The sequence below is a fragment of the Spirosoma sp. 209 genome (genome assembly GCF_002006735.1).
GTDB lineage: Bacteria > Bacteroidota > Bacteroidia > Cytophagales > Spirosomataceae > Spirosoma > Spirosoma sordidisoli.
The window spans coordinates 116580-139666 of the sequence record NZ_MVEC01000009.1 but is presented as its reverse complement, the minus strand read 5'-3'; the positions used below and the strand labels follow the sequence as shown (position 1 = coordinate 139666).

19 protein-coding genes, 1 tRNA gene and 1 pseudogene are annotated in these 23087 nt (G+C 55.1%); 14 read left to right on the top strand and 7 right to left on the bottom strand.

Annotated elements, in window-relative coordinates; all coding sequences use genetic code 11:
* The first annotated feature begins 126 nt into the window (after nucleotides 1-126).
* The 13 genes from B1C80_RS15900 to B1C80_RS15840 all read left to right on the top strand — a co-directional run bounded on the left by B1C80_RS15900 (nucleotide 127) and on the right by B1C80_RS15840 (nucleotide 14602).
* Nucleotides 127-1869 (top strand): M3 family oligoendopeptidase, encoded by a 1743-nt coding sequence (locus B1C80_RS15900; protein WP_077922176.1) that lies wholly within the window; start codon nucleotides 127-129, stop codon nucleotides 1867-1869.
* An 87-nt stretch (nucleotides 1870-1956) separates the two neighbouring features.
* A complete protein-coding gene (locus B1C80_RS15895; RefSeq protein WP_077922175.1) occupies nucleotides 1957-2208 on the top strand; it encodes a hypothetical protein in 252 nt (83 codons plus the stop codon).
* 194 nt (nucleotides 2209-2402) lie between these two features.
* Nucleotides 2403-3476 (top strand): NAD-dependent epimerase/dehydratase family protein, encoded by a 1074-nt coding sequence (locus B1C80_RS15890; RefSeq protein WP_077922174.1) that lies wholly within the window; start codon nucleotides 2403-2405, stop codon nucleotides 3474-3476.
* A gap of 52 nt (nucleotides 3477-3528) precedes the next feature.
* Nucleotides 3529-4497 carry a GDP-mannose 4,6-dehydratase gene (locus B1C80_RS15885; protein WP_077922173.1) on the top strand — a complete coding sequence of 323 codons (969 nt, stop codon included), beginning with the start codon at nucleotides 3529-3531 and terminating at the stop codon, nucleotides 4495-4497.
* Nucleotides 4494-6011 (top strand): hypothetical protein, encoded by a 1518-nt coding sequence (locus tag B1C80_RS15880; RefSeq protein WP_077922172.1) that lies wholly within the window; start codon nucleotides 4494-4496, stop codon nucleotides 6009-6011. The genes B1C80_RS15885 and B1C80_RS15880 overlap by 4 nt, the downstream gene beginning before the upstream one ends.
* Nucleotides 5977-6981 (top strand): glycosyltransferase family 2 protein, encoded by a 1005-nt coding sequence (locus B1C80_RS15875; protein WP_077922171.1) that lies wholly within the window; start codon nucleotides 5977-5979, stop codon nucleotides 6979-6981. The genes B1C80_RS15880 and B1C80_RS15875 overlap by 35 nt, the downstream gene beginning before the upstream one ends.
* A 65-nt stretch (nucleotides 6982-7046) precedes the next feature.
* Nucleotides 7047-8936, top strand: a complete 1890-nt coding sequence (gene asnB, locus B1C80_RS15870) for an asparagine synthase (glutamine-hydrolyzing) (RefSeq protein ID WP_161492776.1) — start codon at nucleotides 7047-7049, stop codon at nucleotides 8934-8936.
* A gap of 102 nt (nucleotides 8937-9038) precedes the next feature.
* Entirely contained in the window at nucleotides 9039-9989 is a 951-nt protein-coding gene (locus tag B1C80_RS15865) for a hypothetical protein (RefSeq protein ID WP_077922169.1), read from the top strand.
* 126 nt (nucleotides 9990-10115) lie between these two features.
* Nucleotides 10116-10928: a hypothetical protein gene (locus B1C80_RS15860; protein ID WP_077922168.1), complete on the top strand. Its 813-nt coding sequence runs from the start codon at nucleotides 10116-10118 to the stop codon at nucleotides 10926-10928.
* Nucleotides 10928-11893 carry a glycosyltransferase gene (locus tag B1C80_RS15855; RefSeq protein WP_077922167.1) on the top strand — a complete coding sequence of 322 codons (966 nt, stop codon included), beginning with the start codon at nucleotides 10928-10930 and terminating at the stop codon, nucleotides 11891-11893. The genes B1C80_RS15860 and B1C80_RS15855 overlap by 1 nt, the downstream gene beginning before the upstream one ends.
* A gap of 75 nt (nucleotides 11894-11968) precedes the next feature.
* A complete protein-coding gene (locus B1C80_RS15850) occupies nucleotides 11969-12754 on the top strand; it encodes a TauD/TfdA family dioxygenase (protein WP_077922166.1) in 786 nt (261 codons plus the stop codon).
* Nucleotides 12755-12826: 72 nt separating this feature from the next.
* The gene (locus B1C80_RS15845) at nucleotides 12827-13795 is read left to right on the top strand and encodes an aldo/keto reductase (RefSeq protein ID WP_077922165.1); all 969 of its coding nucleotides are present in this window, start codon (nucleotides 12827-12829) and stop codon (nucleotides 13793-13795) included.
* A gap of 39 nt (nucleotides 13796-13834) precedes the next feature.
* Nucleotides 13835-14602: a glycosyltransferase family 2 protein gene (locus tag B1C80_RS15840; protein WP_077922164.1), complete on the top strand. Its 768-nt coding sequence runs from the start codon at nucleotides 13835-13837 to the stop codon at nucleotides 14600-14602.
* Nucleotides 14603-14623: 21 nt separating this feature from the next.
* On the opposite strand, the gene B1C80_RS15835 is transcribed toward B1C80_RS15840, so the two are convergent.
* Nucleotides 14624-15070, bottom strand: a complete 447-nt coding sequence (locus B1C80_RS15835) for a hypothetical protein (RefSeq protein ID WP_077922163.1) — start codon at nucleotides 15068-15070, stop codon at nucleotides 14624-14626.
* A 78-nt stretch (nucleotides 15071-15148) separates the two neighbouring features.
* On the opposite strand from B1C80_RS15835, the pseudogene B1C80_RS15830 reads away from it, so the two are divergent.
* Nucleotides 15149-16111, top strand: a pseudogene (locus tag B1C80_RS15830) (YheT family hydrolase).
* On the opposite strand, the gene B1C80_RS15825 reads toward B1C80_RS15830, so the two are convergent.
* From B1C80_RS15825 to B1C80_RS15800, 6 genes are all read right to left on the bottom strand, one after another.
* Complete coding sequence (locus B1C80_RS15825) at nucleotides 16108-16986, bottom strand: MerR family transcriptional regulator (RefSeq protein ID WP_077922162.1); 879 nt, start codon at nucleotides 16984-16986, stop codon at nucleotides 16108-16110. The pseudogene B1C80_RS15830 and the gene B1C80_RS15825 overlap by 4 nt on opposite strands.
* A 190-nt stretch (nucleotides 16987-17176) precedes the next feature.
* Nucleotides 17177-17770 (bottom strand): carotenoid biosynthesis protein, encoded by a 594-nt coding sequence (locus B1C80_RS15820; RefSeq protein WP_236648806.1) that lies wholly within the window; start codon nucleotides 17768-17770, stop codon nucleotides 17177-17179.
* A gap of 146 nt (nucleotides 17771-17916) precedes the next feature.
* Nucleotides 17917-17992: transfer RNA gene (locus B1C80_RS15815), tRNA-His, on the bottom strand.
* 109 nt (nucleotides 17993-18101) lie between these two features.
* On the bottom strand, nucleotides 18102-18716 hold the full coding sequence (locus B1C80_RS15810) for a superoxide dismutase (RefSeq protein ID WP_077922160.1): 615 nt from the start codon (nucleotides 18714-18716) through the stop codon (nucleotides 18102-18104).
* Between the two features lie 56 nt (nucleotides 18717-18772).
* A complete protein-coding gene (locus tag B1C80_RS15805; RefSeq protein ID WP_077922474.1) occupies nucleotides 18773-19207 on the bottom strand; it encodes a nucleoside deaminase in 435 nt (144 codons plus the stop codon).
* 52 nt (nucleotides 19208-19259) lie between these two features.
* Nucleotides 19260-22925 carry a T9SS type A sorting domain-containing protein gene (locus B1C80_RS15800; protein ID WP_077922159.1) on the bottom strand — a complete coding sequence of 1222 codons (3666 nt, stop codon included), beginning with the start codon at nucleotides 22923-22925 and terminating at the stop codon, nucleotides 19260-19262.
* Nucleotides 22926-23087: the final 162 nt, after the last annotated feature.

Sequence of the window (23087 nt, the reverse complement as noted above, 5' to 3'; positions counted from 1 at the left end):
TATACGAATGATTTCGTAGATGCAAGTGTGCTGAACAAAAAAGAGCAACAAAGCATTGTTAATTTATCTTAACAACCCCTCCGCTACCCCAAACCGGTTGCCAGATCAGGTTGTTTATTCGCTGCAATGACCCCAAACGAAACCTTATCCCTACCGGCCCGGCCGGCCCGTCCGTTCATTGGCGAAGCGATGGAGCTTCGCGGCTGGGACGACGTTAAACCGTTTTACGACAACCTGCTGAACCGGCCTCTCAACAATGCCGATGAGCTGCGGCAGTGGCTTATCGACCGGAGCGAGCTGGAATCGTACCTGTCCGAAAATTTTGCGTGGCGCTATATCCGCATGACCTGCGACACGGCCAATGAAGAACTGGTCAATCAACTGAATTTCTTCATCGCCGACATTCAGCCGCCCATGACCGAGTACGGCAACGAGCTTGATCTGAAGGCCGTACACAGCCCGTTCCTGAGCGAGCTGACCGATGCCGGTTTCGACATCATGGTGCGGGGTATGAAAAAAGCCATTGAGATCTACCGCGACGAGAACATTCCGCTCCAAACCGACATGCAGACGGAAGAGCGGAAATACGGTGCCATTGCGGGAGCTATGACCGTGCAGATCGATGGCCGTGAGCTGACCCTGCCCGAAGCCACCGACCGCCTGCAGCTGACCAGCCGGACCGAGCGCGAAGAAGCCTGGCGCAAAATTGCCGAACGCCGGTATCAGGATCATGCCGTGCTCGACCAGCTGTTCGACCGGCTGCGCGATCTGCGGCATCGGGTGGCGGTCAATGCTGGCTTTGCCAACTTCCGCGACTATTCATTTGCGGCTCTGGGCCGGTTCGATTATACACCCGCCGACTGTTACAGGTTTCACGAGTCGGTAGCCGAAGCGGTGGTGCCGCTGCTCGATGTCCTGAGCCAGGAACGGAAACAGAAACTCGGCGTCGACCACCTGCGGCCCTGGGATCTGAAAGTCGATGCCGAAGGCCGCCCTCCGCTGAAGCCGTTTGCTACCGGTGCCGAACTGGTCGAGAAAACCATTGCCTGCTTCGATCGGCTGGACCGCGAACTGGGTGACGACCTGCGCATCATGCGGGCCATGGGCCACCTGGACGTGGAGTCGCGCAAGGGGAAAGCGCCGGGCGGCTATAACTACCCGCTCGAAGAAATTGGGGTGCCGTTTATTTTCATGAATGCCACCAGCAGCCTGCGCGATCTGGTAACGATGGTCCACGAAGGCGGCCATGCCGTACATTCGTTCCTGACGCGTGATCTGCCGCTGAAAGCGTTCCGGAATCCGCCGATGGAAGTGGCCGAACTGGCATCGATGAGTATGGAACTGCTGTCGATGGATCACTGGGACGTATTTTTCGATAAGCCGGATGAGTTGCGCCGGGCCAAGCGGCAGCATCTGGAATCGATCATCGAAACCCTGCCCTGGGTAGCCACGATCGACGCTTTTCAGCACTGGGTTTACGAAAACCCCAACCACACGGTCGACGAACGGCACGAGAACTGGGTTCGGATTCACGACCGGTTTGCCGACCGGATAACGGACTGGAGCGGCATAGGTTACTATAAAGAATACATATGGCAACGCCAGCTGCACCTGTACGAAGTGCCTTTCTATTACATCGAATACGGCATTGCCCAGCTGGGGGCCATTGCTATCTGGCGTAACTACCGGCGCGACCCCAAAGCGGGTCTGGCGGGTTATAAAGCCGCGTTGAGCCTCGGGTATAAAGCCCCCATTCGGGATATTTATGCTGCGGCCAACGTACCCTTCGATTTTTCGAAGCCGTACATACAGGAGCTGATGGCCTTCGTCGCCGAAGAAATCCGGACGGTAGCAACGGACACTAATTGACCGATCTGCGAAAAAAAACGGCCCATTACCACCAACCACTAACTAGTAATCACTAATTTTGCTGAATCAATTCGTAATCAAGTGACTATGAAACGCGTAACGAGTGTAGTAGTATTGGCCGTGTCGATCCTGTCGCTGGCTTCGTGTGACTACCAGAAATATAACACCATTCGGCAGTCGGATTACCGCCAGAACGATCCCTACGTATACGGTCCCGGAAAAGACTCGGCGGCTGTTCAGTCAAAATATAAGTATACGCCCAACCCGGCTCTGGAAGGACGGACGCAAAAAATCCGCGAGAAGCTGTTCGGAGCGGGTACGATTGGCGAAGGCGCGTAGTTACTCAATTTATTAAACGGCACGCAGGCGACAGGCTGATTTCTCACAGATCAGCCTGTCGCTTTTGTTTTGCCTGTACGGTTGCTAAATATCCTTGTGCTGGATTGTAAATTTTCCGTTACTTTGTCTGGTAAAGCACGGCTAACAATAGGATTTTTCGGTTAGCTTTTTCGGTAAATGCATCAGAATACACCATGAATATTGCATTAGTCACGGGTTCGGCCGGTTTAATCGGCAGTGAGGCAGTTGCATTTTTCGCCGACAAGTTCGATCTCGTCGTTGGCGTAGACAACAACATGCGGCAGTACTTCTTCGGAGCAGATGGCTCTACGGAATGGAATCGCAACCGCCTGTCAGAAACATACAAGAACTATCAGCATCGCGCGGCTGATATTCGGGAGGTGGCGCAGCTGGAAACTATTTTCCAGGAGTACGGGACTGACATCAAACTGGTACTGCATACCGCAGCGCAGCCCAGCCACGACTGGGCCGCCCGCGAGCCGTTTACCGATTTTGGCGTCAACGCAGTGGGAACTGTCAATCTGCTCGAGATGACCCGCCTGCACTGCCCCGAAGCCGTTTTTATCTTCACCTCGACCAATAAGGTCTACGGCGACAACCCCAACTTCCTGCCGCTTATCGAGACCGAAACGCGCTGGGAAATAGACCAGAATCACCCCTATTTCCAGAACGGAATCGACGAGCACATGAGCCTTGATCATACCAAACACTCCATATTTGGCGCCAGCAAAGTGGCCGCCGATATTATGGTGCAGGAGTATGGTCGCTATTTCGGCATGAAGACCGCCGTGTTCCGGGGCGGCTGCCTGACAGGCCCTAATCACTCGGGCGCGCAGCTCCACGGCTTCCTGTCTTACCTGATGAAATGCGTCATCACCGGCAACCAGTATACCATCTTCGGCTATAAGGGGAAACAGGTTCGTGATAACATTCACAGTTGGGATTTGGTTAATATGTTCTGGCATTTCTATCAGAACCCCAGACCAGGCGAAGTGTACAACGCCGGTGGCGGTCGTTACGCCAATTGCTCGATGCTCGAAGCCATTGCGCTCTGCGAAGAAATCTCAGGCAACAAGATGAACTACCAGTATTCGGATACGAACCGTTCGGGCGACCATATCTGGTACATCTCTGATCTGACCAAATTTAAACAACACTATCCAGGCTGGGACTGGACCTTCGATCTACGCGAAACGATGACCCAGATTCATGATAGTATGGTGGCTCGGCTGAGCATACCCACCTAACTGATTGGGGAACCAAAAACCGTAAACGGTTGCCCCGCCCGAGAGACAACACATGACACGTTCTGCCCAACTTTTAGTGACGGGATGCGCAGGTTTCATTGGCAGCCACTTGACCGAACGGCTGCTCGGCAGCGGATACCGGGTAATTGGCGTCGATAACTTTGATTCGTTTTACGAACGCTCTGTTAAAGAACGAAACCTGTCGACCGTTCTGGACAACGAGGCTTTCACGTTCATTGAGGCTGATATTCGCGACCGGGACTGGCTGACGCGACTGGGTTCCGGTATCGACGCGGTTATTCATATTGCGGCCAAAGCCGGTGTTCGACCGTCAATCGAACAGCCCGCCGATTATATCAGTACCAACATTGCCGGTACCAATAATCTGCTGGACTGGATGCGGGAGCAGCAGGTAGGCAAAATGGTGTTCGCATCGTCGTCGTCGGTGTACGGAAACAATGAAAAGATTCCGTTCAGCGAAACCGACACGGTAGACGAACCCATCTCGCCCTACGCCTTTACCAAGCGGTCGTGTGAGTTGTTGACGCATAACTATCACCATCTGTACGGGATGGGTGTGGTTAACCTGCGGTTTTTTACGGTATATGGAGAACGGCAACGGCCTGATCTGGCGATACATAAGTTTGTCCGCATGATAGCCGCCGACCAGCCGATTCCCATGTTTGGCCAGGGCGACACCTCGCGCGATTATACCTACGTGAGCGATACGGTCGATGGAATTGTGGCTGCATTAGCTTATCTTGACACCCATCCTCATGCCTATGAGATCATAAACCTCGGTAATAACAGCCCGGTTACCCTGCAAACGCTGGTAACAACGCTGTACCGACTGATGAATAAAACCCCTCAGGTGCAGCACCTGCCCAAACAGCCCGGCGACGTAGAACGTACCTACGCCGACGTGTCGCGGGCGGCTGACCTACTGGGGTATCAACCCAAAGTTTCTCTTGAAGAAGGATTAAGTCGTTTCGTAACCTGGTATAAAACCGTATATACATGATGGTGCGCTCGTGGCTCCGTCCGTCTTCGTCCCGATTGTACTGGCTGACCCTGGCCCTCGTGGTGAAAGGGCTGTTTTTCTGTTGGTATCTGACACAGACCTACAAGCATGACATAGACGGATTCTGGGGGCAGAGCAATGGCGACATGATGACGTATATACAGCCCGTTGAAGAGTTGCTGCTGCATCATGGCTTTAAAACCGATGACCGGATGCCGGGCTATTCGGGCGTGTATCTGGCGTTCCGGCTGCTGTTCAGTCCGGCCGTGGCCTGTAACATCATCATCGTGCTTCAGCTGCTGATGGCGGTGGTATCGGTATACGCACTGGGGCTGGTAGCGCGGGATTTGTTCCAGTCGGAGCGAGCCTTCTACTGGGCGTATTTTATCTACTTGTTCAGCCCGTTTGCCAGCGTCTTCGACAGCTATTTCCTGACCGAAAGCTTTGCTGCGTCGGTCTCGATCTTTTTTTTATATGCCTGGATTCGGTTCGAGCAAAACCCTGACCGGCGGCTGCCGCTGCTGGTAGCGGGGGCGTGGCTGACCTGGTCTGTTTTCCTGAAACCGGCCCACCTGCCTCTGCTGGCCATCCCGATGGCGGTCTGGACAATACGCTGGCTGCGGGGGCGGCTGGTACTTCGGCAGCTGGCCCGCTATAGTTTTACGTTTCTGCTGCCGTTTCTGATCGTTGACGGTGCCTGGATGATACGCAACTACCGGCAGTACGGCGAAGTAATACCCCTGCTGAAAAACCCGTGGTATGCCAACGCGTTCTGGCCCACCAACTACTTTGACATGATGGCGTTCTGCCAGACCTACGGCGAAGATTTCGCGTTCTGGTTTCCAAATACCGATCTGCGGTGGCTGATGGGATGGGGTAACAACCGATACCTGCCACCCCTGCGCTGGTATGTCGACGAGCAGCTGGGCCCGCCCCCGAATTATGTGTACACCGACAAGTTCAACCGCGACTCGATGATTCAGATTCGGGAGTTGTATTTTGAGCTGGGCAACAATCCAAATATCGATTCGCTGCGGAAACAGATGCTCGAAAGTCAGGTCCGGGCCAAACTGGGCCGGTATACCCGCTCCGTTCGGGAGGATAACCCGCTGGTGTACTACGTCTGGTCGCCGGTGCGTTACCTATTCACGTTCCTGCACGGTACCTGGGGATATTCGTTTCTGGACGATATGATTCCGGCGCACTGGCCCCGGTTGCTGCTGCGGCTGTATCATTACGCCCTGGTGCTGATCCCGGGTCTGGTCGGACTCGTACTGCTGCTTCGGCGCGGCTGGCGCAAAAACGATATACTTTTGTTTCTGCCCATGGCGGTAGGCTATTGTGTCTTTGTTTACGCGTTTGCCCTGCGCCATGCCGAAACCCGTTATCTGGTTCCGTTCTATCCGTTTTTAGTACTTAGTGCCGTATCCGTATTCACAGCCATCAGGTCCCGGCGACCTACTCAACAACCCAGTTTGTATGACCTATCTTTCCGTCATAGTGCCGATTTATAATGAATCGAAGAGTATCCCTATTCTGTTCGATACGCTCGAAAACGCGATAGGGCAGTATGACTATGAAATTATTGCTGTAAACGATGGCTCGAAAGACGATTCGCTGGATCAGCTACGGGCCGTCTGTAGGCGCAATCCACGGGTGAAGGCCATCAATTTCAAGCGCAATTTCGGGCAAACGGCCGCGATCAATGCGGGAATTCAGCACGCGTCGGGCGAGGTGATTGTACTCATCGACAGCGACTTGGAGAACGACCCAAACGATATTCCAAACCTGATTGCCCGGCTCGACGAGGGCTATGATGTGGTCAGCGGCTGGCGGCAAAATCGCTGGAAAAACGAATTCCTGACGCGGAAACTGCCATCTATGACTGCCAACAAGCTGATCAGCTCGATATCGGGCGTTCGGCTGCATGACTACGGCTGTACCCTCAAGGCATACCGTCGGGAGGTGATCAAAGACGTAACCCTGTATGGGCAGATGCACCGGTTCATTCCGGTTTACTGCGCCTGGCAGGGCGGGCGGGTTACCGAACAACCCGTCAACTACCAGCCCCGCCGGTTCGGGAAAAGCAACTACGGCATTTTTCGGACCTATAAAGTGTTGCTGGATCTGGTACTGATCAAGTTCCTGGAGAAATACATGCAGCGGCCCATCCACTTTTTTGGCGGAGCCGGCATTCTGGCGTTTCTGGTGGCCTTCGTGGCAACCTTGCTGGCAACCTATTTCAAAATAACCGGCGAGAAAGACCTGGTCGAAACGCCCCTGCCAACCATTGCGTCGATGTTCTTCATTGTGGGTATTCAGCTCATTCTGATGGGGGTAATGGCCGAAATTCTGATGCGGACGTATTATGAGTCGCAGCACAAAACAACCTACACCGTTAAGGAGCTGATCAACTTCGACGCGCCGGAAGAAGCCTATACGGGCCGTTCTGACGCGCAGTCGGAGCGGGTTCGGGTGCGGTAATACGTAAACCATAACATCGGAGCCGGACGATGAGCGCGTCGGTTCCGGTCTTGACTATAACGATTATGTGTGGAATAGCGGGATTTAGCGGGCGGGGAACAGAAGACGACCTGTTGCGGATGATTCGGCAATTGAAGCACCGTGGGCCCGATTTTCAGGGTGGTTGGTGGCAACCCGGCCGGTTCGATGCAGCTGTTGGGTTAGGACACGCCCGGCTCAGCATCATTGACCTGAGTTCAGGTGCCAACCAGCCCTTTTTTAACGCCGATCAGACCATCGGTATCGTCTTCAACGGAGAGATTTATAACTACCTCAGCCTGAAACAAGAGCTGCTGCAATCCGGGAAATATACGTTCCGGACAACCTCTGATACGGAAGTGCTGCTCTATCTGTATGAGGAATATGGCGAAGCGCTGTTCGAAAAAATCAACGGCATGTTTGCCTTTGCGATCTATGACTTCCGGACCGGCAAAACGCTGCTGGCCCGTGACCGAATGGGCAAAAAGCCGCTGCATTACAGCATAAAAGGCGATACGCTTATCTACGGTTCGGAGCCGAAGTCGCTGCTGCAGCACCCGCTCGTATCTAAAACGATCAGTCCCGATGCGCTGAACGCCTACCTGACATTCGAGTACGTACCAACGCCGTACAGCATCTACCAGGATATCCAGAAACTCGAACCCGGTCATTACCTGCTGTTCGAGAAGGGCCAGGTTACGGCCCGCCAACCGTTCTGGACAGTTCAGTTCAACCACCAGCCCATTACGTTCGAGACGGCCCTGAACCGGTTCGACGAGTTGCTCAACGACGCTACGGCGTCGCGGCTGGTGGCCGACGTGCCGCTGGGGGTGTTTTTGAGCGGAGGGCTGGATAGCTCGACCATTGCGTATTACGCCCAGAAAAACAGCGACAGACCCATACAGACGTTCTCGATCGGGTTCAAGGAAAAGTCGTACGACGAAGCCGACTACGCCCGGGCGGTGGCCAAACACCTGGGTACCGACCACCACGAGAAAGTGCTGACTGCCCGCGATTCGCTCGACCTGCTGCCCGGTATCGCTACCGAGCTCGACGAGCCGTTTGCCGACGCATCGATCATTCCGACCTACCTGCTGTCGCAGTTTACCCGCGAGCAGGTAACCGTAGCGCTGGGGGGCGACGGCAGCGACGAATTGCTGGCTGGTTACCCAACCTTTACGTCTGATTACGTACGGGGGGTTTACGGACGGATGCCCAGGCTGATGCACTCGCTGGCCAATCGCGTGGCCGAGCTGATACCCGTCAGCGATAATAACATCAGCCTCGATTTTAAAGCCAAGCAGTTTCTGAAAGGATTTCAGGAGAAACCGGCCTATACGCATACGCTGTGGCTGGGCAGCTTTTCGCCGGCTCAGAAACGGTCGTTGCTCAGCGCCGAGGTGCTGGCCCAGCTAACCGACCGAACGGGGCTCGGCCTGATCGATAAGCATCTGGCCAATCTGCCCGCATCGACCAGCGCCTTCGATCAGACGTCGTATATCTACTACATGACGTACCTGCTCGACGATATTCTGGTGAAGGTAGACCGGGCCAGCATGTACAACTCGCTCGAAGTACGCGCGCCCTTCCTCGATTACCGGATCGTGGATTTTGCCAACAGCCTGCCCGAGTCGTTCAAGCGGAAAGGACTATCCGGTAAATACATCCTGAAAGCCCTGATGCGTAACAAGATTCCGAACGAGATCATCGACCGGCCTAAAAAAGGATTCGGTATTCCGCTCTCGCAGTGGCTCCGGAACGAACTCAAGCCCCTGTGCAACGAGCTGCTGTCCGACGCGTCGCTGAAACAGCACGGGCTTTTTGATCCTGCTTACGTTCGGCAGCTTCAGCAGGAGCACTATGCCGGCAAACAAAACCATCGCAAACTGCTCTGGACCCTTATGGTTTTCCAGCAGTGGTACCAGCATTACCATTAAATCCGGCCAGAATTGGTGAACAATCAGCCCGGCCCGTTGCTTCTGCTACTGGCCCCGCCCGGTTCTCCGCCCCTGGCTCGGGTTCAGCAACCAGTAATACACATGAATTGGAAAAAACAAGGTCTCGTTTACAAACCAGCTGGTGATCAGCCGTTCAGCCGGACTCACGCTCAGGTGCCATTTGGCTATCCGCTTCAGGATAAACTACGGGTTTATTTCTCGACCCGCGATGAGAACGCATCGTCATCGACCTCCTTTGTAGAACTCGACCCCGACAATCTCTCAACGGTTACGTATGTTCACGACAAAGCCTGCCTGAGCAAAGGCGCAGTAGGTATGTTCGACGAAGCGGGCACGATGCCATCCTGGTTCGTACCGGTTACGAACGAAGCGGGCGAAGACGAAATCTGGCTCTATTATACGGGCTGGAACAAAAGCGAAACTGCCAGCTACCGGCTGGGTATCGGTCTGGCCATCAGCCGCGATGGTGGGCTGACCTTTGACCGCAAATATACCGGGCCGCTGCTCGACCGGTCTATTTACGACCAGGTGTGGGTGGCGCAGCCCTGCGTGATCCGCGAAGGCGACACATGGCGCATGTGGTACCTGTCGTGCACCAAAATTGAAGTGATCGACGGGCATCCCGAGCCGTTCTACGACGTTAAATACGCCGAATCGAAAGACGGTCTCAAGTGGGAACGCACCGGGCATGTCTGCGTGGGGTACGATGACTTCACCGACGCCATTGGCCGGCCCACGGTATTTCGCGACGGCGACCTCTACCGCATGTACTTCTCCTACCGCAGCGCCACCAACTACCGGACCGACGTGCAGCGCAGCTACCGGATTGGCTGTGCCGAATCGAAAGACGGGCTGACCTGGACCCGTACCGACGATCAGGCCGGTATTGAACGCTCGGCCGAGGGCTGGGACTCGCTGATGATGGACTACTGTCACATCTTCCCGCACCGCGATCAGCTGGTTATGCTGTATAACGGCAACGGCTTCGGCGCGTCCGGATTTGGTTATGCGGTTAATCAGCCCGAACCATGAGCAGGATCAGCGCGTTAACCCAACTGGTCAGAATAGTTTTGCACGTCTCCATTGGCTAAGAAACCGCCCAGAGTCTGGGTTTTCGACAAGTTGACCGTTAAATTGCTTACAACATCCTAATACACTATGCAGGAAGTAGCTAAATACATCATCAAGGTAAACGCCGAAGTTAAGGACGGACAGATCGTACCCGAAATTCCGTTCGACGAAGTGATGCGGCTGGTGAACGAACCAAACATCGTCATCATTAAGACAGGCCTTCCAGAAGCAGCCTTATCGGCCGTTATCGAGCAAACCCGCCAGTGGGCCGCTCAGACGCCCCTGGCCGAAGGTCCTGATACGTTTGACAACAACCAGCACAAACAGCGGCTGCATATTGCCAAGATCCAAAAGGCTCCGCAGCTGTTCCACGACCATACGTTCGATGCCATTCTGGACCTCGAAGCGCCGTTCAAAGAAACCCTGCTGAACGTATTCGATCCGGTTCGTGGCTTCTGGAACGACATGACCGGCAACAACGAAGCGTTCGGCATCCGGCGCGGACAGCCCTATTTCCACCCGCAGGTTACCCACTACCCGCTGGGCGGCAGCTTCTTTGGTCGGCACTGGCACCCGCTCAACCCGCAGAAAGTTGGTATGATCCTGGCGCTGAACCAGTACGGTAAGGATTATACCTCGGGCGGTACGGGTTACGTGATCAACGACCATATCGTGGAAACCGAAGGGTACCAGGACATGGGCGATATGATCCTGTTCCGGTACGACCTGCCCCACTGGGTTAGCCCGTCGAGCTTTGCCGACCGGTTTAGCTGGGAAGATCCGGCCGGGCGCTGGGTGGCCATCCTGCCTTTCTACGATCCATGGGGTACGCCTGCCGATAACGAGGAGCCGCAGGGCTGGAAGAAACAAATTACACAGGCGAAAGAAGTAGCCGTTTAATGAAAGTCAGCGTTCTCATTATTACCTATAACCAGAAGCGGTTCATCCGAAAAGCGATCGACAGCGCACTGGCTCAACAAACATCGTTCCCGATCGAAATACTGGTGGGCGATGACTTTTCGAATGATGGAACGCGAGACATCATCCGGGAGTACGAACAGAAACATCCGGGCCTGGTGATCGGGGTATTACACCCGCGCAACATGGGTAAAAACGGGGGTATCAACTTCCTGGAAACGCTGAAGCGGGCCCGGGGCGAATACTACGCGTTGATGGATGGCGACGACTATTGGACTGATCCGCTGAAACTGCAGAAACAGGCCGATTTTCTGGATGCCCATCCCGATTACTCGATGGTGTTTCATAACGCGCTGATTACGTACGAAGACGGCACGCCCGAACACGTACTGAACGGGCCCGACACGAAACCGTTTTTTACGGTCGACGACCTGATCGGCGAGGACGAAATCTGGTTCATGGCTACGTCCAGTACCATGTACCGGAACAGTATACGCGAGTATCCGGCCTGGTTCAGCGAGTCCGTCAGTGGCGACATTCCGCGGCTCATTCTGAAAGCGAAACAGGGCAAGATCGGCTATCTGCCCGATCTGATGTCGGTATACCGGAAAAATCAGGGTGGTACCAGTTTCACAGACCGGTATGACAACGAAGTGTTCCTGCGTAACCGGATTGCTATGTACGAGAGCATCAACCGCGAACTGGATTACCAGTATGACCGGAAGCTGCAGCGGAATATAGCCCGGTATTACAAGATGATGCTGAACGCCGAACGGTACCGCCATTCGTACACGGCTCGTTTGCCCATCGTCGGTAAGTACATAACGCTGGCCCGACCCGGCTGGCGCGAGGTGAAAGATATGATTCGCGATTACGTGCTGCCCCCGGCGGTAGCCCGTACCTACAGCAAAGTGGCTCTCGGGTTATACCGGATTCTAAATAATTAAGCGTACGTCAGTCGCTTTTTGGTTGTCAATTGGTTGATTAGTACCTTGTAAACAGATTTTAAACGTCAGGACGCTATGAATTTTTTCAAGCAGGTTACCTACACTACGCTCGACGAGACCATACAGAACGTGAAAGAAGCCGTTCTGAACAATAGAGTGGTGCATCTGGCCGGGTTTAAAGAAGAACTGCCCGTACACGATTTCTACAGCCGCCTTTCCGAAACCATCGGAAAAATCCATGCGGCCGATGAAGACATCAAAACGGGTCAGCAGACCGGCAACCGCTGGATCGACATCACTTACGATCCGCAGATTCCGGACCGCTACCGGTCAAGCAACACGCGCCAGCCTCTGCATACCGACGACTCGTACGTAGAGTTGTACGGCGAAGAGGCCGTTAACTTCTTCTACTGCGCATCGCGGGCCAAAATTGGCGGAGCCACCACCTTCTTCGAGCTGGACGAACTGGTCGAGTGCCTCAAACTCGACGGTGAAGATACCCTGCTCGACGAACTGCTGCGTACCGACGTTGTCCACGAAAAAGGGGGCAGCCGAAAAGTGCGTAAGATTATCGATAAGGACGAAGAAGGCTATCTGGCCAACTACAACTACTACTGTATCTCGAAAGAAGAAAACAGCCCCGAAGTGCTGGATCTGGTTGAGCGGTTCCAGAATTTCATGGAGTCACGCGTTCATAATGCTGGTCTGGTCATGCCGCTGCAGTTGCAGAAAGGTGAGGCTGTGTTCTTCCACGATGACCGGGTGCTGCACGGACGTAACGCGTTCTTTGCCGAGTTCCCCGGCCAGCGTAGCCTGATCAAAGGTAAAATCATTCTGACGCCGGCTACCGAAACGGTATAAATTCGCTTTTTCGTTTCAGCAGGTCGGACCGTATGAAGTTGTTCATACGGTCCGACCTGCTGAAACATTTATATGAGCAATCAACAAACCAACAGATACGGCTTGCGTATTGGCCTGGGTACCTGGCAGTTCGGTGGGCCCAATGTGCAGAACGGACGTGCTACTGGCTGGGGCGATATTGACGAGGCTACTGCCGTTCAAACGGTTCATGCCGCGCTGGAACAGGGCGTTCGCTTTTTCGACACCGCCGATAGCTACGGAGCCGGCCAGTCGGAACGCTTTCTGAAACGGGCGCTCGCCAATCGGCCCGACGCCATCATCTGCACCAAGTTTGGCAACGTACTGACGCCAGCCAGCCAGCCCCAGGATTTCAGCCCGGCCTACCTGCACAAAGCGGTTGAGGACAGCCTCGACCGACTGGGCCGAGACCGACTCGACATCCTGTTGCTGCACAGTCCACCCGACAATTTCGACTGGTCGACGTACGACCCGGCTCCCTTCGATCAGCTCATTCAGGCCGGCAAGATTGGTGCGTACGGCGTCAGCTCAAAGAGCGTATACGGAGCGCGTCGGGTAATGGAAGCCGGATTCGGCTCGGTGCTGGAGGTGATCTACAACGCCCTCGACCGGCGGGCCGAAACGGTGCTGTTCAACACCCCCGAAGCCGGTTCATACACCTTTATTGGTCGCGTACCGCTGGCGTCTGGTTTTCTGAATCCCACTTATCTGACGCAGGAGCCCAGCTTCCCGCCCGATCAGTATCGCCACTATTTGCCTGACCGCGACCGTAACTGGCTGCTTACGTCGGTCCGTAGCCTGGCGTTTCTGGAGGAGCTGCCCGGTGGGTTGGCTACGTCGGCGCTGCGCTTCTGTCTGTCGAACGAGGCTGTGTCCGTCATTATCCCGGGCGCGCGCAACGCCCATCAGGTAGCCGCCAACTGTGCGGCCGAGGCCCTCGGGCCACTGCCCGACGATATATTGGCACGAATACGGGAGGCCGTACCCGATGTGCCCGATCACTGGAAACCGGCTGTACACTAAACGAGACTTAGAGCGGGGACCTGCCCGCGCCCGACTTTTATGAAATTAAGCGTCGTCATACCGGCCTATAACGAAGAGGAATCCCTACCGCCAACCCTGCGGGCGTTGTACCAGACGCTGGCCAAACACGGAATTTCGCACGAAATATGCGTAACCAACGATAACTCGAAAGATGGTACGCTCCGGGTGCTGCAGGAACTGGCAGCCACTGAGATCCCTACGCTGGTCTATTTTACCAACCCGGGGCCCAATGGGTTTGGCTATGCGGTACGATACGGACTGGAACGGTTTACCGGCGATTGCGTTGCCGTTTTCATGGCCGATCTCTCCGACGACCCGGAAGATCTGGTCAAGTTTTACAACAAAATGCAGGAAACGGGCGTCGACGCGGTTTTTGGCTCGCGCTGGGGCCGCGACGGGAAGGTAATCGATTACCCGGCCCTGAAGAAAGTCATTAACCGCGTAGCCAACTTTATCGTGAAGGTGGTAATGGGTATTCAGTACAACGACACCACGAACGCCTTCAAGCTCTATAAGCGCGAGACGATCGAGGGAGTGAAACCGTTTCTGTCTCCGCACTTCAACCTGACCGTTGAGCTGCCGCTGAAAGCCATCGTGCGTGGGTATAGCTATGCCGTTGTCCCCAACAGCTGGACCAACCGTAAGTACGGGGAGTCGAAGCTGAAGATTAAGGAGATGGGCAGCCGCTATTTCTTCATCCTGATGTACTGCCTGATTGAAAAGTATTTTTCGAGGGGCGATTTTCGGAAGAAGACGAGTACCGCTTCGCAAACCGTTAGCCGGTAGGCCACTCCTGAACAAAGCCGTTTATCGCTTGAAGAACTCCTGCGCGCCCGGTATCTGATAAAGCGCCAGTGTCTGAACACAGGCCCACAAAACGGCGCTGCCCAGCATATAAAGCAGGATTTGGCCTCGTCCCAGGCGGAACGAAACGGCCAGGGCGGTGCCCCCAATTGGCGTCAGAATAAGCGGGGTCAGGAATGCGATACCCAGCAGGCCCGACCGTTTGTAGATACGAACCGCCAGTCGGGTCCGGCGGGTAAACCGTTTGGGAGTCTGTTTCCGAATTCGTTGTGAGAGCAGTTGAATAGCCGCCCCCGCATACGTGATGGCAATGACGCTCAGCATCATACCCACAATGGTGCAGAGCGCCGTCTCGATCCAGCTCAGGCCCAGGGCCAGCCCGGTGAGCGGACCACCAGCAAACTTGATGGTGCTGGCAATAGCAACAGATAAGTATTTGGCAAACTGCATGCGAGTTGGTCGGTGGCGACCCCGTGTGAAAAGGTGGTGCTGAAGTAAACCGCCAAATGTAGCCGTTGTTTTATCAATATGCCGATCATTTCTTCCGCGTATCCGGGTCCGCCTTCGTACCAGTATAACGGTCATCTGCAAACGGTTATCCCCAGTCTTACCCGTAGCGTGAGCGGGGTCAGCTACGAACGCGAGCGGCTTGTCCTGGCCGATGGGGATTTCGTTGATCTGGACTGGCTGGATCAGGGCCAGAAACGGCTGGTCATCCTGACCCATGGCCTCGAAGGCGACAGCAACCGCCAGTACATGCGCGGTATGGCCAAGCTGTTCGCGCAGCATAGTTATGACGTGCTGGCCTGGAACTGCCGTTCGTGTAGTGGCGAAATGAATCAGGCTTTCCGCTTGTATAACCATGGCGAAATTGGCGATCTGGGCGAGGTGATAACCCATGCGCTTCGCACAAAGTCATATACGCAGGTTGTACTGGTAGGCTTCAGCATGGGCGGCAATATCACCCTGTAATACCTGGGCGTACATGGCCATGAACTACCCGATGTGCTGACGAGTGGCATCGCTATTTCGTCGCCTACCGATCTGGGAGCCAGTGCGCTGCTGCTGGATCGACCCGGTAATCGGTTCTACCGGAACCGGTTCATGAAGAAACTGGCCATCAAATTAAATCAGAAAGCCGACCGCTATCCGGGTCGGCTCGATATGACAAAACTCCGGCTGGTCCGGCGCTGGCGCGATTTTGACGATTATTTCTCGGCACCCGTCAACGATTACCGCGATGCCGACGATTTCTATGAGCAGGCATCGGCCGTTAACTTCATGGCTGGTATCCGTATTCCGACGTTGCTGCTGAACGCGCAGAATGACCCGTTGTTATCTCCTGAGTGCTCGCCCGACTGGCTGGCCCAAACCCATCCGCATATATTTCTGGAGACGCCCCGCTCCGGAGGGCATGTCGGGTTTATGGTCGCCCGCGATGCGCATACGTATGCCGAACGCCGGGCGCTGGCTTTTGTCGCTGGCCGTTAGTTACCGGCAATCCGAATCAGATCTTCGATCTGGTTGATCACCGTGGCGTTCTCTGGCATGTCGATGTCCTGACCCACGATCTGATAGCCGGTAAAGAGCAGGCTCGATTCCGGGAAGGCTTTGGCCATGCGGTCAACAAACGGCTGCACTTCGTGATTCGAGGGTACCGACGTAATAGCCGTGAACATGTAATCGGGCTTGTGCACATTATAGGCAAACACCAGCTCGTTGAACGGCAGGCTCTGGCCCAGGTAGATTACCTTGTTGTACCGTGCCCGTATGATGTAATTGGCGAAGAGCAGGCTGATCTCGTGGAGCTCACCTTCGGGCAAAAACAGCATGTACTTTTTGCCATTGGGGCGTTGTTTACTGACCTGACCATCGATAGCGACAATAATTTTCTGCCGAATGAGGTTGGTGATGAAGTGTTCCTGGGCTGGCCCGATCGAGCCCGTAACCCAAAGCGTACCGATGCGGCTAAGAAACGGATAGATGATATGAATCATCGTATTCTCGAAGCCGAACTGCAGAATATTGGTGCTGACGATTTTCTCGAACCGCTCTTCGTCGAGGTCGATCATCGAAATAGTCAGCGCGTGAATCTGGTCGGGGTAGTTAAGCTGACGGTCAGAGATTTTAATCACCTCCCGGTACATATCCTCGACCGACAGCTTCGAGATTTCGGATATTTTGTAGCCGTGATCTTTCAGCAGCGATATGTTCAGCACCAGCTTCAGGTCCTGATCATCGTAGGTGCGTATGTTGGTGTCGGTGCGTTTCGGCGTTATGATATTATAACGCTGTTCCCAAATGCGCAGCGTGTGCGCTTTGATGCCCGACAACTGCTCTAAATCCTTAATCGAGTAATTGCTCATAATATGTGAATGCTACGGAGAGACAAATTAACGAATGGCTACCGACAGCGCGGCTACCGGAACAAGCAGTGTAGGCGCGGTTGAGAAGCTTAGAACTGTGCTGGTCCTGTCGCGGTAAAATGCACGAAACCAGACCCTAATATTACTAAGAAAATCAATATGATAACAGTAATAGCCGGAGTTTGTTTAACTATTTTTTCAAAAGAATCAACAAATAGTGCGCTACGAAGAATAAGAACTGAAACCCCAGGAGCCATTTGGCAATCCTGTTTTCTTTCCGAAATGGTAACGCATACCATATACTAAACAGTACGATCGATACAATCCACCAGCCCACATAGTTCTGAAGCGGTACCGGCTGGTCAAACCAGGTCCAGAAGTCGAGGGAAATCGCGACTGGCTCGATGAACAGATCGAGGAGCACCATAGTAGTGGCAGCAGCCAGCGTTTTTACGTAGGCAGGAGCGGGAAGCCGGTCCCAGACGGAACCGCAGCAGTAGGAAAGGGTAAGCCAGTTCAGGCCGATGACCGGCGGCACCCGCCAGATTTGAAACCCCAGACCCTGACCGTATGCATACTGGCCGAAGATAAGCCCCGTATGGACGCCCAGTACTTCGATGAAATAACCGGTCAGGAACGCAACGAGTATGTAGACATAAAACGAGGGGCGCCAGTCTGTATGGTAGAGGAGCAATACGATCAGCGAGCTAATTAGCGTAAGCGGACTCAGCGGCCGGAAATAGTCGGCCAGCGCCGGTAGCTGCAGTCCGATAATACCGGCCAAGTAGGCCAGCAGTAGTACAGTACGTATTCTGTAATGATATCGGGATGGTATGGGGAGACTGACTCTCATGAATGGGCAACTACCTGTACCGCCAGAAAGTTGGCCGGTGGGCATGAAAAAAGCCCCGACGAAGCAGGGCTTTAGGAGGGTGAAAGACGGGGCTCGAACCCGCGACCTTCGGAACCACAATCCGACGCTCTAACCAACTGAGCTACAATCACCGTTTTGAGACTGCAAAAATAATAAATAATGAATAATGTACAACCGCTAATGAAGAATAAGTAGGCCTGTATTCCTCACCGTCTGCTGTACATTATTCATTCTCCGTTGGTTAGGCCTGTTTGCCCAGCTGATATCTTTTTTCAGCAGCGGCCCAGTCTACCACGTTGAAGTACGCCGAGATGTACTCGGGCCGGCGGTTCTGGTATTTCAGGTAATAGGCATGCTCCCAAACGTCGAGCCCAATGATAGGGAACCCTTTCGTTTCGGCGATATCCATCAGCGGATTGTCCTGGTTGGGGGTTGAGGTTACGGCCAGCTGACCGTCGGCGGTAACAATGAGCCATGCCCAACCCGAACCGAAGCGCGTGGTAGCTGCTTTGGTGAATTCTTCCTTGAAGGCGTCGAACGAACCGAATTTCTGGTTGATTGCATCGGCCAGTTCGCCCGTCGGCTGCCCGCCCCCGCTGCCCGAAATCGTGTTCCAGAACAGCGTGTGGTTATAGTGACCGCCCCCGTTGTTGCGAACAGCTACCGGAGCCTGGCTTATCGAAGCCAGCAGGTCTTCAATGGATTTGTTCTCGAGATCGGTGCCAGCAATAGCATTGTTCAGATTCGTCACGTAAGCATTGTGGTGCTTATCGTGGTGAATTTCCATGGTTTGCTTGTCGATATTTGGTTCCAGCGAATCACTGGGGTAGGGTAGCGGATCTAGTACAAAAGCCATTTTTAGGATACGTTAGATGGAAGTTAACTCGGTTGATTTAACAAGCCTCTTCCAAATTATGTTCTTAACCGTCGAAAAAAGTTCGTGAGCAGCTGTTCACTTTCGTCGGCCAGAATACCCGTTTCGAGTCGGGTTTTGGGGTGCAGGAGCGATGGCTGAATGCGGCTGTAGCCCCGTTTTGGATCGGCAGCGCCAATGACTAACCGGCTGATCTGGGCCCAGTACAAAGCCCCTGCGCACATAACACAGGGCTCCAGGGTGACATATAGCGTACAATCGGTCAGGTATTTACCCCCCAGCGACTGGGTAGCGGCCGTGATGGCCAGCATTTCGGCATGGGCGGTTACGTCGTTTAGCTGCTCGGTCTGGTTTTTGCCTTTCCCGATAATTCGGTTGCGACACACCACCACGGCACCAACGGGAATCTCGCCGTCGGCAGCGGCCTCCTCAGCCAGGCCAAGCGCAATTTCCATAAAATAGTCGTCCGACATAAGCAGTAAAGGGTTTCGGATCATCACGGACTGGTACCCGAAACCCTTTGGTTTATTGTTTGAGCAGTTTACGGACGGTTTGCCGATCGCCAACCTGAATCCGCAGGATGTACAAACCACTGGGCTGACTACTCATGTCGAGTTCGGTCCGGCGGGTGCGGGTGGTGGTTCGCAGAACGGGCCTGCCCCGCAGATCGGTGAGCGACAGAACGGCCGGATCGCGGGTGAGGGGCAGGTCCAGCTCTATGGTGAGCGTAGGGCCGGTCGGAACCGGGTAGGCTTTCACCAGCGGATCGAGCGGGTTATCGTCGAGAGCCAGCAGGGGCAGTACCGTAACCCGGGCCGTACCCGAAACGACACCGGCGCCACAATTGTTCGAGACGCTGGTTAGCCGGTAGGTGGTAGTTCGGGCCGGACGAGCCTCTACCACCAGTGGACTTATCGACGAGGTAGTCGAGTACGACCGGATACTGTCGGCATAAACGACCGACCAGGGGCCATCGCCCCCGAGGGTGAGCGTCAGGTTGGCCGGAACGCCTTCGTAGATGCTCTGGCTACCTGCCAGACTCCCCGATGCCAGAGCCCGGATGGTCAACGTCGATGGGCTGTTACTGCCGATGATACCTATCTCCGGATTAGTGGCCCGTACCCGAACCAGGTACTGCCCGCCCGCCAGGGTGGTTGGTATGGGAGCGGTTATGGGCGAGCCGGCCGTCGATGCGTTGAGCATTATCTTACGCGAGGTATCGGCTACGCTGACCAGTTCGGTCTGGAACACGTTGCCGCTGTTAAACGACCCGCCCGTAGTAAACGGAACCACGATGGATGTTCCGGCGCATAGCGTTGAACTGTTCAACGTACCGGTCTGGATGGTGGGTATCCGTACCGTAACGATGGCCGTAGCGGGGTTACCCGGCAGACCGGTTCCGCAGCCGTTGTTGACGTTGATGATCTGATAGGTCGTGTTGCCACGGGGCAATACCGATATGGTTGTGTCGGTCGTGAGCGAAGTGCCGGTAACGTTGTCGCTGAGGGTATAGCTATACGGTCCTGAACTCGTGAAGCGCAGCCGGATCTGAGCGCGCTGCCCCAGGTTAACGTTTGGTGTCAGCGTCGTCAGGGAGAGCGTTGGCACGGTGTTGACAACCACCCGAATCGTAGTCCGGGCGCTGGTACAGCCGTTGGCGCCAATCTGGTAAACGTAGAAAGGGTCGCCCTCGGGCACGATGTTGGTGTTCAGCGTAGGCGGAACCGGAGCCTCGGTCAGCGTCTGATCGTAGGGGTTGATCCAGCGCAGGCTTCCGCCAACTTCGGCTGTGGCCTGTAGGGGCGTGGCTTTTTCGTTGACGCAGAACGTATACAGCGTTTTGGGAACAACGGGCAGCGGAGCCGTATTGACTGTAACGAGCAGGGTAGCGCGCGGACCTTCGCAGTTGTTGACGGTCTGGCTCACGTTGTAGGCCTGGGTGCCGGTGCGGTCGATGCTGGGGGTTGGGGCGTTGCCGAACGCATTGCCGTCGGTATTGTACCAGCGGAGATTCTGTCCGTTGGCCGTCAGTGGCTGTATGTTCTGCTGGGGCTGATCGCGCTGCGCCTGGCAGTAGGTGAGGCTGGTCACGCCTGGCTGTCCGGGCAGGGCGTTGATCGTTACGGTGAGCGTTGCTTTGGGTCCCTCACAGTTTTCGCCATTTGTCTGCGACACCCTGAAGGTTTGTACCCCTACCGAACGAGTGTCGGGCGTAGGAGCGCCACCCAGTGGATTGTCAGCTGTATCGAACCATTTCAGCCGCTCGCCCGAGGCCGTCAGCGGTTGAGCAGGTCCGTTATTACAGAAGGCAATCGGACTTACGCCCGGCTGGCCGGGTGTTGGCTTTACGCGTACGTTCAGGCTGGCTCGTGGCCCTTCGCAGCCCTCCAGCGTCTGACTTACGTAATACACTGTAGTGCCGACGTTGTTGCTGGTAATGGCCGGAGCCGAGGGTGATGCCGAACCACCAGTCTGGTTGGTACCATACCAGTTGGGCGACGCTCCGCTAACCAGACTGGCGGTCAGAGCTGGTGCTGACGAGTTCTGGCAGAACTCCAGCGAGCTGGTACCCGGTCGGTCGGGGGTGTCCTTGATCCGGATTTGTACCGAAGCCCGCTCGCTCTCGCAGCTGCTGACCGTCTGGGTCACGTAGTACGTCTGCGTACCAACCACATTACTGGCCGGAACGGTAGCCTGAGTAGAACCGGTGCCGCCGGTGGCGTTGGTGCCATACCAGCGCAGGCTTTGTCCGGTGGCCGACAGGGCAGGTACGGGTTGCCCTTCGCAGTAAGGCCCCGCTGCATCTACGGAAGGCGCAACCGGAATGGGGTTGGTCGTTACGGTGATGCCTATACGGCCTCCTTCGCAGCCGTTGAGGGTCTGGCTTACGTAGTAAATGACCGAGCCGGTTGTGGCAACAGAGGGAACGGGAGCGGTTGGCGAGGCCGTGCCGGTGGTCTGGTTAGTGCCATACCAGTTCGGCGTGGCGCCCGATGCCAGGGTCACAAACGTAGCCAGGTCAGGTGCTGTCCGGTTCAGACACGCACTGACCGGGCTTGTGACCCCTGGCTGAAGCGGACGTGGTTTAGTCAGTACCCGAATAGGTGCCCGCGGGCCTTCGCAGCCGTTCAGTGTCTGGCTTACGTAATAAGTGCTGGTGTTGGCTACGTTCGTTGACGGAATGGTAGCTACGCTGGTGCCCGTACCGCTGGTAGCATTAGTGCCGTACCAGTTCAGGGTGGCCCCAGAAACAGGCGTAGCTACCAGAGCCGCAACAGGCGTCTGGTTGAGGCAATAGTCGGGGGCTGCCGTGGTGGCGGGGGCATTGGGTGTGTCTTTCACCTCGACCGGAATAGCTAAACGGGTGCTTTCACAGTTATTCACTGTTTGCGTCACGTAATAGTTGGTTATCCCAATCTGGTTCGTGTTCACCGGGCTGGGCGTGTTGGACGGTGTACCGGCGGTGGCGTTGGTGCCATACCAGCGCAGGTTCTGACCTGTGGCCGACAAGGGCTGGGGCGTTGCTCCTTCGCAATAGGTAGCGGTGGTGGCGGTTGTGAGGGTAGGGGCTGCCGGATACGCATTGGTGGTAACGACCAGACCCGCCCGGGGCCCTTCGCAGCCATTCACGGTCTGGCTTACGTAATAGGTCTGGCTACCCACCGTCGATATCTGGGGGAGCTGGGTGGCGGTAGCTATCCCGGCGGTCGCGTTAGTACCGTACCAGTTGAGCGTACCTCCCGATGAAACTTGGGCCGATAGCGGACTAGGTGTTTGCCCTACGCAGTAGCTAACCGGGTTGACTTGAGGAGCCAGTGGGCGCGCCCCTACCGTCAGCGTGCCCGCCCCTGTTGAGCCAATCCGAAACGGAGCGCTCGAAACGACCCGTATTTTATAACCCGAACCCACCGGTACACTGGCCGGAATCGAGGCATTGATGGTACCGCCGGTTGTAGTTGTGCCAACCGAAATGGAGCTCGAGAATGAACCGCTCGCGTCTGATAACTGGGCGGTAAACTGATTCGTGGCGCTGAAACTGCCCGTTGTCGTGAAGGTGACGGTTACGGTGCCCGCCGAGCAAAGGGTCGTTGAGGTAACGTTTGTGGTAATCGTTTGTGCCTGACCCGTAAACGAGACGCCAGCCAGACACACGCACAAAAGGAAATAACAGTAAAAAATGCGTCCTTTCATAAAAATGAATTCAAAGAAAATTTATTGACCTAAAGGTATTGGTTTATAGATTTATACTAGCCTCCAGCTCACAAAGGGTTACTTCCCGATGGGGCAAGGATTATGTGGAGAACTTTAGGTTAATGGGTTGATATGTAGCTGTTTATCTATATTTTCAGGTAG